Below are 18,035 nucleotides of genomic sequence, written 5' to 3' on the forward strand. Positions count from 1 at the left end.
ATCGATCGTCACTCAAATCTGAACTCCACTCCAATCAAATCCATCCCGTCCATATAGTTTCCGCGCATAACGATTCTCCATTCAGGTCAGCAAATTCAACATAAAACTCATATATTTACGCGTAATTGGCCCGCAATCCGCAAATTGCAGGTCAGTAAAATCGGTTTTGCCCGCAGATTCTCATCCGCCTTCAGTCAAAAGTATACAATCAATCAGCGCATGTATTTTATATGTTTTGCGTTGATTATTATGTAAATATATGTTTACGGGAACCGTCCGGATCGCAACTGGCCTGCCCTCTTCCTATCGACCATCGAATCGAAACTCTCCTTCTGGTTGTGTAAGTATTGCTTCTTGAGCTTCCGATTTCGAAGCTTTGCCCTGGCATAAAGAGAACGCGCCAGCCTTCTCTCATCAGGGCGGTATCTGCACGAGTAGCAAGGACGTACATTTCATAGAGACCCATTTGAACACACCTTTCCTATCACGCGACGCAGCTGCGGCCGTGTTGTGAACTTCATCTCTTTTTCCATCAGCCTTTCAGCTCGATGGGCATTGCAACGGGGCACTGAAAATTGCCGCCTGTGGAAAATAAAGACACTTATCAGTGCCCCGCATCAGCGGTTTATGCCTGTCAGAGCGTGTCGTTCAGCCAATGCGTTTCGGAGAAATAGAAAGGCCCACCACAAACCAGATTCCATCTCTCCTCCGGTCATTACCAGAGGACTTTCCCTGTCAGGCCCCGAAATATGAGAGTGACGTCTCTCTCTCACAACCGGCGCTGGCTCCCCTTCAAACCGGAAATTTCCCGATTCATCGCGGAACAGGGGCAGTATAGAGCAGGAAAACAGGGTGGGGATGAACGGGGAAACAAAAATCCCTCCCCAAAGCTAAAGAAGCTAAGGGAAATAGTGCTGGTACGTACGTTGAAAACATACATATTTTCAGGTTGAAATATGCAGACGGCAGCCAGTCAAAATAACTTTTTTACTTTGGTTCATCGACAAGCTAGCATGATTATGTCCCTTTCGGCCCGAAGCGGACATTGGTGAGCGAACACCAAAGGATCGCTTTGCGCCTTCATTCCGGTCGTTTGACGGCTCAAAAGCCAGACCTTCAAAGCGGCCGCGAAGGAACTGCAGAAAGACGATTCTGTTATATTGGTCACTGAGGGCCAAGGCTAGGCAACATTCTTTGCTGATCCTATAAAGCGAAATGATTTTGGATCTTTAACCGGGCGGGCGGGGAATGATTTTTGAGGCTACTGCGGACCAAATTGAACGGTTAAATGAAAATCAAGTTGTAGACTTGCTTCGCCGCCTTATCAGTGCGGAGCTGAACAAAAATTCTATTCCGTTGCGATCCGGTACTGCCCCTGCGCAGATAACCATTCCAGACGGAGGTGACGATGCGCGTGTCGCATGGTCTGGCGGCCCAAATGAAACCGATTGGCTGCCAAGCCGATTTACAGTTTTTCAAAGTAAGAAAGGACCAACTTCTCCCGCAGGGCTGAAGGCCGAGACCCAGACCAAATCCACACAAGGCACGAATTCTCCAAAATTGAGTGAGGCTCTTGAGGAAGCCATTTCACAAAGCGGTGCATATGTCATCGTTACACCCACGCCGGTTGTCGGCACAAACGTCGATCGCCGCATAAAAGCTATTCGGGAGGGAATCAACGATACGGGCAACGATCCATCCCTGCTATCCTCTATCCAAATTTACGATTGCAATAGACTTGCTGCATGGACGAATACGCATCCGTCAGTAGCGCTATGGCTCAATGCCTTGTTGCGAGATGTCCATCTTGGCGGCTTTCAAACCTTCGAGGATTGGGGGCGTGCTCCTGAGATTTCCGAAATCGTATTTCAGCAAAATGACGATACACGGTTTGTAGCCAAGGGATCGGAAATCCAAACTTGGCAAAACGAGGATGCTTCGATTTCGCAGGCGAAATCCTTTGATGAAATCCGGAAGGTCATATCCACCTTTCTGGCGGCACGGGGAAATGCCGTTCGCGTAATCGGACCGTCAGGGTTTGGAAAAACGCGTCTCGTCCACCAGATCATCGCAGACCAAGCCGAGTTGCCGCAGGATGTCTTGAGCGAGAGTCAGATCATCTACTGTTTCTACGAGGATGTTAAAGAACGTCTTTTGAATATCGCGCGCGAAATTGCCGACACCGGATCTCGTGCGCTACTGATTGTTGATGATTGCCCAGACTCCGTACATACCCGGTTGAGTGAAACCGTCCATCGGGACGGTTCACGCTGCCATCTCATAACGTTAGGCGTGGAGACCAAGGTGCAGGGCATGCGCCGCAATCTGATCGTTGAACTCAATGCCGCGTCAAACGAGTTGATCAACCATATTGCCGAGGCGACGAACAAACAGGTGAGTGAAAAGAATGCTTCGCTCATCCGCGACTTGTCGCAAGGTTTCCCGCGGATGGCGGTTTTCGCATCCCGTGCATTGGAAGGTGGAGACGAAGAGCTAAGTTCTGTCGAGACCCTGATTTCACGGATCGTTTGGGGCGAACATGAAATAGACCCGTCAGCCTTCGAAAGCGTGCAACTTTTGAGCCTTTTCACAGTCGTTGGAATGGAAAACGATGCCGCGAAAGAACTCGAAGAAATAGCGAGTTATTGCGGTAAGACCGCACGACAAATGTTCAACGAATTGCGGCGTTTTACCGAGCGAGGGGTTTTATTTCGTCAGGGGGATTATGGCGAGGTGCAGCCGCTTCCTCTTGCTATGCGCTTGTCAAATCAATGGCTCGAAAGCAACCCTGCGGGGACGTTGGAGAACCTATTTCGCTCTCTCAGTGAAGAGATGAAGCTAAGAATGGTTGGACGCCTGCGTTGGGTGTCGTGGTCAGACAAGGTTTCAAATTTCGGTCGCGCTCTGCTTTCTGAGGCGTTGCCGGACGAAGCAGCATTGGACAGCGAATTCGGATCAAAGCTTCTCGACCGCTTTGTTCACCTCGCGCCCGATGCAACAATGGAACATTTGGACAGACTGCTGTCGGGCAAATCAATCGATGATCTCGTAGCCTTTGAAACAGGCAGACGAAACACGATTTGGGCATTGGAGAAGCTGGTTTTTCGCCGTCAGACCTTTGACGCGGCAGCCAGGTTGCTGCTGAAGCTTGGTGCCGCGGAAAACGAAAATTGGTCGAACAATGCATCTGGTCAGTTCACCGGCTTGTACCAGCTTTATCTCTCAGGAACGGAAGCTACGCCGGAAGAAAAGCTGCTTGTTCTGGATGACGGCTTGGCCAATGCCGATGAACGGTTGCGCCGGCTCTGCGTCGGTGCGCTTAATCGAATGCTCGAAAATGGGCATTTTTCCAGGTCCGGGGGCTCGGAACATATCGGAGCTGGCGAAGCTTTGCAGGATTGGCGGCCGGAAACATACGGTGAAGTTTTCGATTATTATCGAGCGGCATTATCTCGCCTTGAGCAAATCGCCCTTAATACCAACGATCCGAACCAGCAGACGGCGCTAAACACTATCGGTTCGCATTTGAGGAGCCTGTTCTCCAATGTCAATTTGCTTGATGAAATTCAAGCGATGATAGCGCGGTTGTGCAAAGCTCACCCCACGTGGCACAAAGCAGCGCTTGGGGTCAATGAATGGCTGTATTTTGATCGAAGCAGTGCGGATGAACCGTACCAGCGACGGCTTCGTGAATACTACGACGAGCTTCTCCCGACCGATCCGCTAGAGCAAATTCACTTTTACAGTAGCGGTTGGGCGACAGATATTAATGATCCGGATGTCAGTTATGACCGCGAGGGTGACAACCATCATCACTACGGCAAAAACAAGATATACGAGCTTGTCGATGCAGCGCCGAATGAAGCCGCATATTTCTTTCCGTTCTTAGATTCGCTCTTGGAAACAATCACGAATTCGGGATGGATTGCCGTGGTTCGCGTCGCGCGGCATGTCGATGACCCCGAACGTCTGTTGCGACACCTTGTACAAAACATAACCGCCGACCGCGAAATTGGGGTCATTTCAAATCTTGCGTGCAATGTCATTTCCGGTGCGGCCCAAACCGACAGAAACAAAGGCCTCGAATGCCTGGAGCTCGCACTTGATGTTGAGAGTTTAAGCGGGTCATCACTCGAATTTCTTGCTTCGGTCGGACTGGATGACGCGCTCATGCGACGCGCAATCGAGTTTGTGCAAAACGATACGGTTGAACCGCATCAGATTTCTGTCATCGCCTTCAACGATATTCTGCAAACCGTGGACTACGCTTTGATTGAGCTGCTGGTGAGCACATTGCTGACCAAACAAGCGCACGGAGCATGGGCCGCCGTCGATTTCCTAGTGCACGTTCTGTATCGTTCTGATCCCAATGAAGGGAGACTGCTTCAAAGTCTTAAATCAGTTGTGACCAACCGCGCCTTATTCGATAAACCACGATATTCAAACATGGACTGGTATCATTGGTGCGAGTTGGTCGAAAAGGTCCCTAATGGCGGCCACGTAGATGATGCGTTTAATGTCGAATTAGTGGACTTCATCATCAGCGTGACGTCCGTCGAGGAGTACAATGTACAACTCTCGTTCGACGATTACGCCCAAAAGATACTTCGGCGCATAATATCCAGCTCAGCAAGTTTGGTTTGGGAGAAATACCACGAAGCTCTAGCATCCCTAGACGGGCGAGCCCTATATCGACTGCCAAGTTTGTTCGAAGCAGGCGTGGGAGAGCCTTCGGCTCCCGGCGTGTTCAACGATATTCCGGCTGAAATTTACGTGCCGTGGATGCTTGAGAATAAAGAGGAGCGAATGCCGTTTATTCTGGACTGGATTCAGCTCTTTGATGGCACAAAAAATGCGCGCAATTGGAATTCAGCATTTGTGTCATTTGTCGATGCTCATGTAGACCATGCGGAGAGACTGAATGCTCTAAGCTCCAGACTAACCACCGGCATGTGGTGGGGTTCGTATGCCAACAAGTTAGAAGTGGAACGCGGCTTATTGCTGCAACTGCGGGAGATTTCAAGAAATCCAAATGTCCATCGATGGCTTGATAAAACGATATCGAAAATGGAGCAGAACATCACCGATGAACGCAGGCGCGATGCAAATCGGGAAGCTTCGTATCGGGCGTGAGCGGGCTTGGTGCGTGGGCACTGCCGAGGGCGCTGTACTGCATAAACTGTTGGCCGACCTTGAGAAGCAATTGGTCTACCCTATCAAAACTGAATATCGCGACATGTTGGATCGCGCTCGCGATCGATTGAAAGGGAATTGGGATTATCCGACACTGAGAGGCTGATCGCTGCACTGCCACCGGACTGTTGGTGGGCGACCACATACGCAAGAATTCACCATTCTATAGCTGAGCCATCATAGGCAAAAAATTGCCCCGTCTGGCTCTGGTCTAAACCGTCGATCGTTTCCAACAGGCACACAGCCGATTGATCCGGGGTGAACCGGTCTCTGCCCTTCGAAAACGGCTGGGAAAGGTCCGTATCGACTGTTCCGGGATGCAGCGCGACGATGATGGCTTGGCGGTTGGTGCGGGCAATTTCGATGGCAGCGGTTCGAATGATCTGATTTTGAGCAGCCTTCGAGGCGCGATAGGAAATCCACCCGCCCAGCCGGTTATCGCCAATAGAGCCGACACGCGCCGACAGGGAAGCAAAGACGCTTCGCCTGTCCCGTTGCAAAAGCGGCGTGAAATATTTCAGGAGCAAGGCAGGCCCTATGGCATTGACCGCAAATTGTTTCGCCATGTGACCGGCGTCGATAGCGCGTATCGACTTTTCCGGACCGGCACCATCGACCACCAAAGCACCCGTTGCGTTGAAGATCAGATCGAATGAACCGCGTCGGTCCTCCAGACGGGCAGCGGCTTCGCGGACCGTCGTCTCGTCGGTGATGTCGAGACCGTCGCGGCTGCGAGAGAGAGGCAGGGCGAGCGCACACCGGGGATCGGCCTTTAGGCGCGCAAGCAGTGCTGCGCCAATATCGCCAGACGCACCGATGACGATGGCTCTATAGCCGCTTTCAAACGAGGCTGTCATGAATACGCTCCGTCAGCTGTTATCTCTGGGCGGGAAACTCAAGCTTTTTGACATCGTAGCCCAGCTCACGCACTTTCATCATCATCCTGTTGAGCTTCGCCTGGGAGGGAACATTGCGGGCGTAAACCCATACATCGTCGGTGGATGGATTGGCGCTGACGAACCAGGACTTGTCAGGAGATTTATACCGCACCCAGTAATTGAACGTGACCAGAAGCGGGTAACGGACCCTCATCTTCGCCTTCGTAGACGCGAAGTCCTCGATCTTTCCAACACCGTTGATGGTCTTCAACTTGCCCTGCGGCGTGCCTTCGCGGCAGCCGTCTTCTACCAGCACTTCATCGGCCGACTTACCCTGCCGGTAGGTGGAATAGCCGGCGACGCATCCGTCCGTCAGAAGCATCGGCATGCGACCGATTTCCAGCCATGTGCCGCGATAGTGATCGGCATCAACGGCAACGGGCTTGGGGGCAGCCGCGGCGAGCGAGCCCGCGAATAAAAACAGCGAGAATGTCAGCGCCCCCATGATGCGCTTGCGATTTTTCTGCATAAACTCCTCCTGTCGATCAATCGGGTTCAGGTTTCAGTTCGCCGTGACAAGCCGGCATATCGAAGTGCGATAAAGGCCATGAGGCCGGCAGCGGAGAACGCATTCAGATTAAGAAGCGTTGCAAGATCGCCTGCCGACCAGGATTGCAGCCCCGCGCCCAGAAACGTGCGCGAGCAGAAGAACGCGATAAAGACAAGAATTGCCATCGCATATTGCCAGAGTTTCTCATCCGCACGGAACGAGATGGCCGCCAGCATGATGCATGCCGCAAAGAAAAACTCCGTGCCGGATGCATGGCCGAACATCGCTGTTTCAAACAGGGTATCAAGCGTTCCCACAAGAGGAAGCGCCAGGCGCGCAGCCAGATGGGATTTCTTTGCAAGAAACGGAATCGCAAGGAAAAACGGCAGCGATAGCAGGGTAACGAGCGATGCCACAGCAGCACCGGCATCGACCAGATACCAGACATAAAGCAGATAAAACGGCTTGTTGAGGATGATGACCCAGGCAACGGTCAGTGTCGCCTTCGTCAGGTCATCGTTTACGGCCAAGCCCGTCCGCGTTTCGTCCCCTCCAAGCTCCATCAGGCCGTCTCCTCCGTTAGCGCCAAGCAGGTCGCTGGCCTAGATACGAAGAGGAGACTGGTTTGGTTTCATCCACCAGGTCCTGTTGACAAAGTCAGCAGTGATATTGCGATAAAATTGCTCCTAGCGGAGGATTAGATGTCCGAACTTGATCGAGGAAATACGACTTCGACGTGGTTTGCGACATGCCTTGCCTGGGGCCGTATAATCGACGCTCGCCGTCGTTACGTGTGGCTGGATAAGCGATTGCGATGAAGCTCGCCAGGATGTGTTCGACTACATTGAAATGTTCTACAATTCGAAACGAAAACACGTCAGGAACGGGATGCTGTCTCCCGTAAAGTTCGAGAAGCAGCAGAAAATCTAGCCCGAGGGTGTCTACGAAACTCGGGGCTATTCAACCCACGCCAACCGCCCTACCAGTGACTTGTTGGGGTATTTTTATGGATCCTCTAACCCATAAGGGCGTTATCTGGGTTTCAGCTACCAAAAGGATAGTAAGGCGCCAACTTCGGAGTATTCACCACTCCGTATCGTGAGCGCACTAGTCCTTACGACCAGCTTGCCGCCCGTTTTCAGCTCGCCAAGAATGCTTCTTCAGACGGGGCACTTGGCGGGAGAAAAAAGCGTGAGGATGATCTTCCTGAACAGATACGGTTTCCCCGACCAGTCGGCAACAAGCCGGATGATATCGTCGCTCGCCATGTCGATGGCGCAGCGCGGAATGAATGTGACTGTCGTTACAAGTCGCGAAATACACAATCATCCTAGCAGCGTATTGCCCGCAACCGAGACAGTTCGGGGTATCCATATCCAGCGGCTGGCGAGCGGTCGTTTCGGCCGGCACAGCCTCATGCGCCGGAGCATTGATTATCTTCTTTTTCAGGTGCTGGCATTCGCCTGGCTTCTGCGCAACGTTCGGGCGACGGATACGGTCATTGTCTGTACCGATCCTCCGCTTCTCTCCGTCATGAGCAGCATCGCGATCCGCCTCAAGGGCGCCCTCATGGTGAACTGGATCATGGATCTTTTTCCGGAGACTGCGATCGAGCTTGGATTTTTCCGGAAACGCGCACGGTGGCTTGCGCCATGGCTGACGCGGGCGCGCAACTGGTCTCTGCGATCCCCCGGCATGGTCGTCTGCCCTACCGAAAAGATGGCGGAATTCCTCTTCACGCAAGGCATTGCAAAGGATCGCGTCAGCGTCCTGCATCACTGGTCGGATGGCGAGGAAATCTATCCCGTCTTACCCGAGGATAACAGCTTGCGGAAGGCGTGGGGACTACAGGATGTCTTTGTCGTCGGCTATTCAGGAAACTTCGGGCGCGCGCATGATTTCGGCACAATGCTTGCAGCGGCGAAACGTCTCGAGCACCGGCCGGATATCCGGTTCCTTTTGATTGGCGGCGGACACCAGCACGCGGCTGTGAAGACTGTCGTTCAGGATCTCGGCCTTCAGAACGTCATCTTCAAGCCGCTGCAGCCCGTTGAGAACCTTGCAGAAAGCCTGAGCGTTGCGGACGTGCATCTTGTCTCACTGCTGCCGGAGCTCGAACACTGTATCATTCCAAGCAAATTCTACGGCATCATGGCAGCCGGGAGGCCGACGATCTTCGTCGGCGATCCGGATGGGGAGGTGCCCCGTATTCTCAGAGCCAGGAGATGCGGCAGCAACGTCGAAATTGGCGAGACCGACAAGCTCTGCGGCATCATCGAGGAGCTTTGCGATGACCCGGATACCACGAAAACCATGGGTGATGCGGCAAGACGGCTGCTTTGTGCCGATTATTCCCGAGAAAAGGCGGCAGATGCCTGGGTGGCGCTGATTGCCGGGCTGCAAACTGTCGAGCCTTCCAGGCCACATCTCGCTCAAGGTATTTCGCCATGAAAGACAAAGTCGTCGTCAGCCAGCTCGGCGCCCGCATGCATTATGCCGTGCCGAGGATATTCGCATCCGCTGGTCGCCTTGCGCATTTTTACACGGATATTTGCGCTACGAAGGGCTGGCCCCGGATCGTCAATTCGTTTCCGGCAACCCTTTACCCCGCACCCGTCAAACGGCTGGCCGGCCGGCTGCCCAAAGGCGTGCCAACAGCGCTGACGACGGTGTTTTCCAACTTCGGCCTCCGTTCCGTGCTGCGCCACATGCGCACGAAAGACGTTGTGGAAGAAACCTCTCACGCGATCTGGGCCGGGTCGATTTTCTCCGAAATGGTCGCCCGGCGCGGCTTCCATGGTGCCGCCGGGCTCTACGCCTTCAGCGGCGACGCACTCGAACAGATGCGGGCAGCAAAACAGCAGGGCTTGTGGACCGCAGTCGAGCAGATGATCGCGCCACGCGATGTCGTCGAAATGCTTCTCAATCAGGAAATGAAGCGGTTTCCCGCATGGGCAGGTCCTGCACAGGAGAATCCGCATGCGCGTCTCTTTGCCGAACGGGAGAAAGCCGAGTGGCGTCTGGCGGATGTCATCGTCTGCCCGTCGGAATTTGTCCGCAAGCACGTCATCGCATGCGGCGGGCCGGAAGACCGGTGTGTTGTCGTACCCTACGGGGTGAATGCCGCGGCTGCCATTGACCGGCCAGCACGCATGCCGGGGCCAATCAGGGTTCTGACCGTAGGCGAAGTCGGGCTGCGCAAGGGATCGCCCTATGTTGTGGAAGCCGCCAGATTAATGGAGGGCGCCGCCCGCTTCCGGATGGCGGGCCGCGTTCGCTTAGGCGAAGACGTCAAGCAGCAGATTTCGCAATGGGTCGAGCTGCGGGGGATCGTGCCGCGCTCGCAGATCGCCGAGGAATTTCGGTGGGCGGATGTCTTCCTGCTGCCGTCGCTCTGCGAGGGTTCCGCGACCGCCGTCTATGAAGCGCTGGCAGCGGGCCTGCCTGTTATAACGACCGAAAACACCGGCAGCGTGGTTCGCGACGGCATCGAAGGTTTCATCGTTCCCGTCTGCGATCCCGAGGCTATCGCGACTGCGGTGCGTGCGCTTGCCGACAATCCCGAGCTGAGGCGGAGCATGGCCGCCAATGCGCTCCTGCGCGCGGCCGAACATACCGTGGAATCCTATGGCGAGCGGCTTCTTGCCGCCCTGTCCGGGCCGCATCTGGCGGGATCCGTGGGACTTTGCCAGACGGATGAAGCGCGATGCCTGGGAAACAACACGATATGAAGATCATCCATGTCATCGCTTCGATTGATCCCAAACATGGCGGGTTGCAGGCCGTTGCCATGCGCCTTGCCGCTGCACAGGCCGGCCTCGGCCTCGATGTGAATATCGTCAGCTATGGCGACGCCGCCATCGAGGCGCAGGTCAAGGAAATCGGCCGCAGCATTCCGCATTTCGAGAATATTCACTGGCATCTCCTGCCGCCGGCCGGGAGGCTGGAGACACTGTTCTGCTTCAGGGGACGGCGCATGCTGAAAGCCCTGCTGAAGGATGCCTCCTTCATGCATATTCACGGCGTGTGGGAGCCATTTCTGCTTTATGCGTCCAAGCTCGCCCGCGCTGCCGGTGTACCCTACTGCATTTGCCCGGCCGGCATGCTGGATCACTGGAGCCTTGGGCAGCGATCGTGGAAAAAGAAGATCGCCCTGATGCTGTGCTATCGCAGGATGCTGAACGAGGCTGCGTTCCTGCATCTGCTCAACGTCGATGAGATGGCGGCCGTAGAAACGCTGAATTTTCAGGCACGGAATCTGATCATACCGAACGGTGTTTTTGCCGAGGAATTCGACCCCCTGCCGGCCCGCGGACATTTCAGGCAGAAAATCGCCCTCGCGCACGGCAGGCGTTACATTCTGTTCCTGTCACGCCTGCACATCAAAAAGGGTATCGACATTCTTGCCTCGGCCTTTGCGGCTATCTGTGAAACCTATGTCGACGTTGATCTCGTCGTCGCAGGTCCCCCCGGTGGCGCAGAGGGCCACTTCATGCATCTGGTCAAGAAACTGAACATCCGGCACCGCGTTTTCATGGTCGGGGCCATTTACGGCAAGGCGAAGCTCGAAGCCATGGTCGATGCCGACTGCTTCTGCCTGCCAAGCAGACAGGAAGGTTTCAGCATGGCGATAACAGAAGCGCTCGCCTGTGGCACGCCTGTGGTGATCACCGACCAGTGTCACTTTCCCGAAGTCGGCTCTGCCGATGCCGGGCTTATCGTCTCGGTTGATGCGGCCGAGGTTGCGAAGGCGTTGGCAAGCGTGCTCGGCAATCCGGCCAGGGCGAGAACGATGGGCGAAAACGGCCGTCGGCTCGTACTGGAGAAATTCACCTGGCCGGCCATTGCCCATGCCACGCTCGAAGGTTACCGGCTGAGCGCGTTGGAGGCCGCCACGTCCTGACGGCGGGAGCCAACCGCCCTTGCCGGATTGCCGACATAAATCGTCCATGGCTCCAGTGACTTCGCGGTGACGGCGCGCGCGCCGAGCACGGCCCCCCTGCCGATCACGACACCGGGCCCGACGAAGGCTTCCGCAGCCACCCAGGCATCCTCCTCAATCACCACCGGCCGCGTCACGAGGGGAAACGCGCTATCCTGAACGTCATGCGACCCGGTGCACAGATGGGCCCGTTGCGAGACCGAGGCAAATTGGCCGATGGTGATCATGTCGACGTTGTAGCAGATCACGCCAGGTCCAAGAGATGAATGACGCTCCATGACGAGGTGCCCCGGCCACCACACAATCGCGCTGGAATACACCATTGCCGTGGCATGCAGGCGCGCGCCAAAACTGCGCAGGAGAAAATTGCGCCAGCGGCGCATCTGCGGCGGCGTCCAGCTGGCGAGAAGCCGCCATACGATCATCCAGACCAGCCGTTTCAATCGCAAATTCAGTGCAAAGGTCGGACCTCCGAAACGCGGCAGGGGCGTCGTTGCATGCTGGAAGCCGGGATCGTCGTATCGTGAGCGCATGGCCTACCCTCCCACCTGAGACGTCAAAGACGGTATCTCGTATCGCCGCTGCTGCGCGCGCGCGGGTATCACGGCAAATGCCAGCGCCGGCGCTGCAAACATCAGCATATGCACCCAGACCATGAGAACCCAGTCGGTCTGATGCGAGATCGCATGCATGGACGGTATGATCGACAGGAGATAGGTGAATTGCGCAGCGAACTCGCCCGTGTTCGCGGTCACCCAGATCCGGCGCACGAGATAGGCGAGCAAGAAAAATTTGAATGCTCCCAGATACCAGAAGGACCCGAACGCATCTGCCATTCCAGTCTCGGTCGTGCCAAGGACGGGATTGTAGTCGCGCGATTGAACCGGTACCGGCAGCATGAAGGATTGCTTGACCTCCACGCCCACGAGCTGCGCGGGCACGAAGTTGAAGACCAGCCTGTTCCAATGGAACTTGCCATAGTCGAATTGCAGGGTGTTTGCGGTGTTGTCGATCCGCATGATCGCATTGCGCATCTCGTCACCGCCGTCCCGGAAGACTTTTTCAAGATTGCCGACGAAATCGATCCTCTTGATGTCATCCCAGACGGGCGCATCGTTGGCCTTGGTAATGGCGCGGTAGTCACCCATGCTGTTCATCGACAATGTGCCAAGGAAGAGCGCTATGATCACGAAGATGCGCGGGATCGCCCATCCCTTGTAAAACCACCATGCCAGCGCGAACATCATGATGAGTTCCACCGCTTCGGCGCGCTTTCCGGTTATCACGATGCGATCCAGGTAAAAGACGAGATCGAACGCGAGGACTGCGAGCGCCAGCCAGGAAAATCGCCGTGCAAGACAGAGCACCGCAATGGCCAGACCATAGCTCAACAGCCGCGAGAAGAAGATGTACATGACCGGAACACCGGTCATTTGCACCGCAATGGTCAACTCGCCCGGCAGACGGCTAAGCTTGAAATAGAAGTAGGCGCCGGCGAGCGAGAGAACGGCTGCGACGATCAGCAGACGGGTTTCATCGAAATCGATACGGAAGAATGCAAAGGGTTTCGCCGTTTTCCTCCAACCCCACCAGCACATGAAAAGGCAAAGCATCATGAACAGCGCGGTTCTGGCGAACGCGCCTTCCGGCAGGAATCGTTCCGACGCCAGTCCGGGAACCTGCGGCAAGATGAAACTGAACGTGATGACGCCCGTCAGAAACGGGAACTCGTAAATTCGCTCCCGACGGATCATTCCCCAACAGATGAGCAGGATGACACCAACGAAAAGGCAAAAAACCAGCAGCGTATTCATGACGAGAGCCCCAGCTGAACCGGAGGCAAGTCCCGCACGAAACTGCTTCTGACGTCGTAGAAGAGCGCTTTGGCGTATTCCTTGAACACCTGCACCCCGTCACCGTTGATGGCGAGCCGCCACAACGACACGGTTCTTTGCGCAGGAAGGGAAATCCACTGGATCTGAGGCATGACGAACCGGAAGCGCTTTACCGCGCGCCGGGAATGAAACCAGCTCGTGACCAGAATGGCGCGTTTTGCTCCCATTCCAGTCAGTATAGGCTGGGCGAATGTCGCGTTTTCCCACGTGCTGAGGGAAAGACATTCCGTCGAGACCGCAGCGAAATCCACGCCTGAGCGCACCAGCATATCGCGGATGAAGTCGCAATCGCCGTAGCCGGTCACCAGAACAAGCGGCGCCTTTCCCTCGTGCCACAGTTTCGCGGCCTGGGCGGCTCGAGGAGGACCGTCACCGCCCAGAACCACGATGACGTCGGCTTGCGCAGGCGGATCCTCCACGACAAGGAGCGATCCCGCCGAAACGAGCGCCAGTCCGTAGAGACCGATTGCACCCAAGATGATGACACCGAGGACAATCGAATTCCGTTTCCACAGCCAGTTGGTTTTCACGCCTCGAGAAACGAGCGAACGCCAGGGCCTTCCATTCGTAAAGTGCTTTGGGGGAATGCGCGGTCCGGGCCACGGCGGCTTCATGATGCAATCACTCTTCATTCGGCGATTGTATTGCTCTTGGCTCCGACACTGATTTAGCAACCACAGGCAGACGCACGACCTCGCGATAGAGATCGAAATTGCCCCTGTGAAGCAGCGTTTTCGAGAGATAACCTGTCGCGGCAAGGACGAAGGCAGTGTGAAGGGCAATCGGCACGAGAAGACCGGCGGCCATCACTTCCGCCGGCACACCAGCTTTCATCCCGGCAAAACCAATGCCTCCGCACAGGAAGGAAATGACGATCAGCGTGTTGGTTGCCGCAGCCGGCGTGAAACCGTAATCCAGCAGCAGATGATGAAAGTGCCAGCGATCGGCCGACATTGGACTGCGACCGTGCATGATGCGCCGGATAATCAGGCTGAGCGTATCGGTGATCGGCAGGATGACGATCCACAGCAGTGCCGGAAAGGATACAGAAGCGCTTGTGGTTGCAAGCAGGACGATCACGTAGGCAATTGTCGCGCCGAGCGCGGTACTGCCGGCATCGCCAAGGAATATGCTCGCCCGTGCGCGCCATGGACCGCGCATGTTGAACACCAGAAATGCGCAGAGGCATACCGAGAGTGCCTCAAGCGGTGGAATGATGTCGCCGACGTTCGCGAAGACCGCCACAACCATCAACCAGATCAATGCAACGCCAGCCGTGCCGCCGGCAAGCCCGTCCACACCATCGAGCATGTTCCAGGAATTGACCAGCCCCGTCACGAAGAGAACGCCGATGAAGAAAAACAGCGGCAGGAACAACTCCGAATGCGACGTGAACAGCACGCCGACCGAGAGAGAGCCGATATCGGCGCCGCCTACGAGCGCAATCGCCATGGCCAGTTGCATGACAAGGCGCCCTGCTGCGGGCAGCGGCCGGCGATCATCAACGACGCCCATCAGCAGAATGACCGCCAGTCCGAGCCAGAAGTTCATGCCCAGAGCCTCGCTCCACCCGCCAACGAAGGCGGAAACAGCGAAAGCGGCAAAGATTGCAATGCCGCCGCAAAGCGGAACGGCTCCGGTGTGGCGTTTGCGGATTGAATCGGGACGATCCACAAGCTGAAACGCAATGGTCAGGCGCCTGAGAACGACAATGAAGGATACGCACAGGACGAAAGTAGCGATGGTATTGAAGAGTATCCCCGACATGTCTGATCCCCACGCTGAACCTTGGCGGCGCATTTGCAACGATACTCGCCTGCTGACGATCCTAAAAAACACCTGCCTTCAGGGGTATGCGGGCAAAAGGCGTGTGGAATCCACCAAAGGGAGAGGGTGTCGATATTAACGTCTACCCTGCCTACACCCGAACCGGATCGACCATCGAAAGAGCTAGGCTCAGGACCTTGACGGCGGGTGACCACGAATGAACGACTCGGCAATGAGCCGCAGCTCGGGAACGATCATTTCTGTGCGGAGAGAACCGCGATCCAGTCGTGAAAGCCGAAAGCATTCGCCGATGCTGGCACCGTCACGTCGCGAAGGCCGCTGCGGCCCAGACGCTCGGTGGGTTCGATGTAAAGTCCGTTCGAGGGATCATACCAGCGAAGGGTCTTCTCGCCGGCCCCCAGACTGTCGAGATCGATGGCAACGGAAGGGGTGTCGAGATAGATCAAGGCGAATGCCCCATCCCTGTCGCGCGCCGCGAATGCGCCAGCATCGCTTTTCAGCAGGCCCCCCTGATCGGGCACCAGCTTCCACCACGCCAATTGCCTGAAAAGCGCGGCCAGATGGGTAATGCTTTGAGCGCCGCGGCTGTTCAGCGAATTTTGCCAGCTGTCCTTCGCGTCATAAAGCCCGGCGGCGGAAAAATGCCAGACCGGATTGTTGCCGAAGAGCTGACCGCTCGCTCCCGAAAGCAGTGCACCATAGGCATTGAGGCGAACCTGCCGCTCCTTGACATCGTTCTCGCCTTCATAGGCGCTCTCGATGAGGAAAAAAGGCCGTCTCGGCCCAGATCGGTAACGATCCATCACCGCCGCCGCGACATTGCTGTAAGTATAAACTGAATCGATATCGAGCCAGGAAGCGTCCCGCCAAAAATCGCTGGTCACGGTATCGGGATTGCCATGCACGGTCTGCAATGCCGAAGGATCGGTTTCCGCTATCCCCATTGCAACGGCCATGACCAGCGTACGATCGGGCGGATCATAATCCCCGCCCTGCACCCAGATGATGTTGGGGTACTTCGCAAAGCGTTGTCCGACATAACGTCCGTAAGCCCGCAGCTTTTCCGGCCCGGTCGCAACCATTTCCTGATACCATCCTTCAGGACCACCGCGCGCGCCGCTATAGGCCGGACAGAGAAGCACCAGCAGGTTGCGATTGGCGGCGGCCTTTATGAACGCTTCCGCCCTGTCGAAATAGGCCTCGTTCGGTTGCTCGAAGGCTGCGCCGACAAAAGGTTTCTCGTCGTAGAAATTCGCGGGTGCCTTGCGCGAGAACCGGTGCTCGATCAACGATACAAGCACGGTGTTGAAGCCCTGCTGCTTTCGGGTTTGCAGATAAAGTTCGGCATCGGGGATGGAGGTATCGCCAATGAGCGACCACGCACTGTCTCCGACAATCAGGAATGGCAGGCCCTTGCCGTCTTCGAGATAATGACCGTCCTGCGCAACCCGCAGCGGAAAAGCGACATCCTGTGCGGCACAGGTCGAAAACATGCCCAACCATAGAAGGAAGATGCCGGACAGAGAGCCAAGTCGCCGCTGATCGCCGATCATCGCGTCAGAGCCGTTCTCGAACGACGCGAAGCCAGTTTTTCAAGGGCAACGGCAAATAGGTTCTGAGACCCGGCCTCAACCCGGCGGGAATAGACCAGTCCTCCATCCTGAGCACCGTTGACAGACCGGGGCGGTCGTTCAATGTCATGGCGATGACTTCGTTATAGCGTGCGGCCATCCGTTCGACGCTGAAGCGGTTCAGGACCATTTCCTTTCCCGCGATCGACATCCTCTCGAGAAGGTCGCGATCGGCATGCAAGCGTCCGATCGCATTGGCCGCCGCCGTATAATTGCCGATCGGGAACAGGAAGCCGTTTCGGCCCGGCTCGACAATCGTGTCCGTCACGCCCCGGATATGCGACACGACCGGGACACAGCCGCCGGCCATCGCCTCGATCATCGTCATGCCAAGCCCCTCGAAGCGGGACGGCATGATGAGAACATCGTGACTGGCCATGATGACCGGTATGTCGGAAAGCTGAACGGATCCTGCATAACTGACGCGATCGTCATGGCTGGCCAGCCTTCGCCTGAGTTTGCCCATGTCCGGCCCATCTCCGACGATCGTCAGGCGCACCGCCTCTGGCGAGCCATCCAGTATTTCCCGCAGCCACATCACGCCCTTCGATGCGTCTTCAATGCGGCCGACAAAGAGAACCTTGAGTTCCGGCCCCCGGTTGACGCGCCGAACCGCCTGGCTGCGGAACGCATCGCTGTCCACCGCATTGGGGATTGCGTAGGTGCGATCCTTCGGAAAGCCGTTGCGCGCGACCAGATCGGCGCGGCACCGCTCCGATACGCCTATCGTGACATGGGCATAGTCCCGGACCGAGCGCGCGGCCGCGTATGTTCCCGGCGAAATATTATGAACGACGAGAATACGCAGGATGCCTTCGGGCAGATAGCGCGCGATATTTGTCTGCAACTGATCGCCAAGAACGTTGACGATCACACCGTCGAACCCTCCGTTTTCGATGGCAGCCGCCATTCGCGCGGCGCAATCGCGTTCGCTGAGATTGACGGGCATGCGCAGGAGTTGCCCGAAAGCCGTCTCACCCTGCAGATCGAGGGGCAACCCGTATGTTTCCTTGCACACGCCAAGCCATCGCACGTCTATGTCATAGGCAGCGAGGCCTTTGCGAAGATGTTTGAAGACGGAATAGGTGCCGCCGATATGGGGAAGGACAAAATAGGCAAGCTTCATGGGACACTCTCGCTCTTGCATCCACACCCATG

13 protein-coding genes and 1 pseudogene are annotated in these 18,035 nt (G+C 56.2%); 5 read left to right on the forward strand and 9 right to left on the reverse strand.

All coding sequences use genetic code 11. The annotated features are described in order from the left end of the window. Window positions 1-1,248 precede the first annotated feature (1,248 nt). Window positions 1,249-5,133: a hypothetical protein gene (locus tag GSF67_RS14940; protein WP_006311473.1), complete on the forward strand. Its 3,885-nt coding sequence runs from the start codon at window positions 1,249-1,251 to the stop codon at window positions 5,131-5,133. A gap of 215 nt (window positions 5,134-5,348) precedes the next feature. On the opposite strand, the gene GSF67_RS14945 is transcribed toward GSF67_RS14940, so the two are convergent. Genes GSF67_RS14945 through GSF67_RS14955 form a run of 3 tightly spaced genes read right to left on the reverse strand, consistent with a single transcriptional unit; the run spans window position 5,349 to window position 7,184 of the window. Then, on the reverse strand, window positions 5,349-6,050 hold the full coding sequence (locus tag GSF67_RS14945) for an SDR family NAD(P)-dependent oxidoreductase (RefSeq protein ID WP_006311472.1): 702 nt from the start codon (window positions 6,048-6,050) through the stop codon (window positions 5,349-5,351). A gap of 19 nt (window positions 6,051-6,069) precedes the next feature. Beyond that, on the reverse strand, window positions 6,070-6,600 hold the full coding sequence (locus tag GSF67_RS14950) for a lipocalin family protein (protein WP_006311471.1): 531 nt from the start codon (window positions 6,598-6,600) through the stop codon (window positions 6,070-6,072). 26 nt (window positions 6,601-6,626) lie between these two features. After that, entirely contained in the window at window positions 6,627-7,184 is a 558-nt protein-coding gene (locus GSF67_RS14955; RefSeq protein ID WP_006311470.1) for a hypothetical protein, read from the reverse strand. 250 nt (window positions 7,185-7,434) lie between these two features. Between GSF67_RS14955 and GSF67_RS14960 the strand changes: the two are divergent. From GSF67_RS14960 to GSF67_RS14975, 4 genes and pseudogenes are all read left to right on the forward strand, one after another. Beyond that, a pseudogene (locus GSF67_RS14960) lies at window positions 7,435-7,551 on the forward strand (IS3 family transposase); the annotation flags it as partial. 267 nt (window positions 7,552-7,818) lie between these two features. After that, window positions 7,819-9,072: a glycosyltransferase family 4 protein gene (locus GSF67_RS14965; RefSeq protein WP_006311469.1), complete on the forward strand. Its 1,254-nt coding sequence runs from the start codon at window positions 7,819-7,821 to the stop codon at window positions 9,070-9,072. Then, on the forward strand, window positions 9,069-10,352 hold the full coding sequence (locus GSF67_RS14970; protein WP_006311468.1) for a glycosyltransferase family 4 protein: 1,284 nt from the start codon (window positions 9,069-9,071) through the stop codon (window positions 10,350-10,352). The genes GSF67_RS14965 and GSF67_RS14970 overlap by 4 nt, the downstream gene beginning before the upstream one ends. Beyond that, window positions 10,349-11,524, forward strand: a complete 1,176-nt coding sequence (locus GSF67_RS14975; protein WP_006311467.1) for a glycosyltransferase — start codon at window positions 10,349-10,351, stop codon at window positions 11,522-11,524. The genes GSF67_RS14970 and GSF67_RS14975 overlap by 4 nt, the downstream gene beginning before the upstream one ends. On the opposite strand, the gene GSF67_RS14980 is transcribed toward GSF67_RS14975, so the two are convergent. From GSF67_RS14980 to GSF67_RS15005, 6 genes are all read right to left on the reverse strand, one after another. Further along, window positions 11,488-12,096 carry an acetyltransferase gene (locus tag GSF67_RS14980; protein ID WP_006311466.1) on the reverse strand — a complete coding sequence of 203 codons (609 nt, stop codon included), beginning with the start codon at window positions 12,094-12,096 and terminating at the stop codon, window positions 11,488-11,490. The genes GSF67_RS14975 and GSF67_RS14980 overlap by 37 nt on opposite strands. Window positions 12,097-12,099: 3 nt before the next feature. Next, window positions 12,100-13,377: a hypothetical protein gene (locus GSF67_RS14985; protein ID WP_006311465.1), complete on the reverse strand. Its 1,278-nt coding sequence runs from the start codon at window positions 13,375-13,377 to the stop codon at window positions 12,100-12,102. Beyond that, window positions 13,374-14,072 (reverse strand): YdcF family protein, encoded by a 699-nt coding sequence (locus GSF67_RS14990; RefSeq protein WP_006311464.1) that lies wholly within the window; start codon window positions 14,070-14,072, stop codon window positions 13,374-13,376. Before GSF67_RS14990 ends, GSF67_RS14985 begins: the two co-directional genes overlap by 4 nt. 7 nt (window positions 14,073-14,079) lie before the next feature. Next, window positions 14,080-15,225 (reverse strand): MraY family glycosyltransferase, encoded by a 1,146-nt coding sequence (locus tag GSF67_RS14995; protein ID WP_006311463.1) that lies wholly within the window; start codon window positions 15,223-15,225, stop codon window positions 14,080-14,082. 254 nt (window positions 15,226-15,479) lie between these two features. After that, window positions 15,480-16,799, reverse strand: a complete 1,320-nt coding sequence (locus tag GSF67_RS15000) for a DUF4038 domain-containing protein (RefSeq protein ID WP_006311461.1) — start codon at window positions 16,797-16,799, stop codon at window positions 15,480-15,482. 4 nt (window positions 16,800-16,803) lie between these two features. Next, a complete protein-coding gene (locus tag GSF67_RS15005) occupies window positions 16,804-18,003 on the reverse strand; it encodes a glycosyltransferase family 4 protein (RefSeq protein ID WP_006311460.1) in 1,200 nt (399 codons plus the stop codon). Between the last annotated feature and the right edge of the window lie 32 nt (window positions 18,004-18,035).

The organism is Agrobacterium sp. CGMCC 11546, assembly GCF_013365515.1.
Lineage (GTDB): Bacteria > Pseudomonadota > Alphaproteobacteria > Rhizobiales > Rhizobiaceae > Agrobacterium > Agrobacterium fabrum.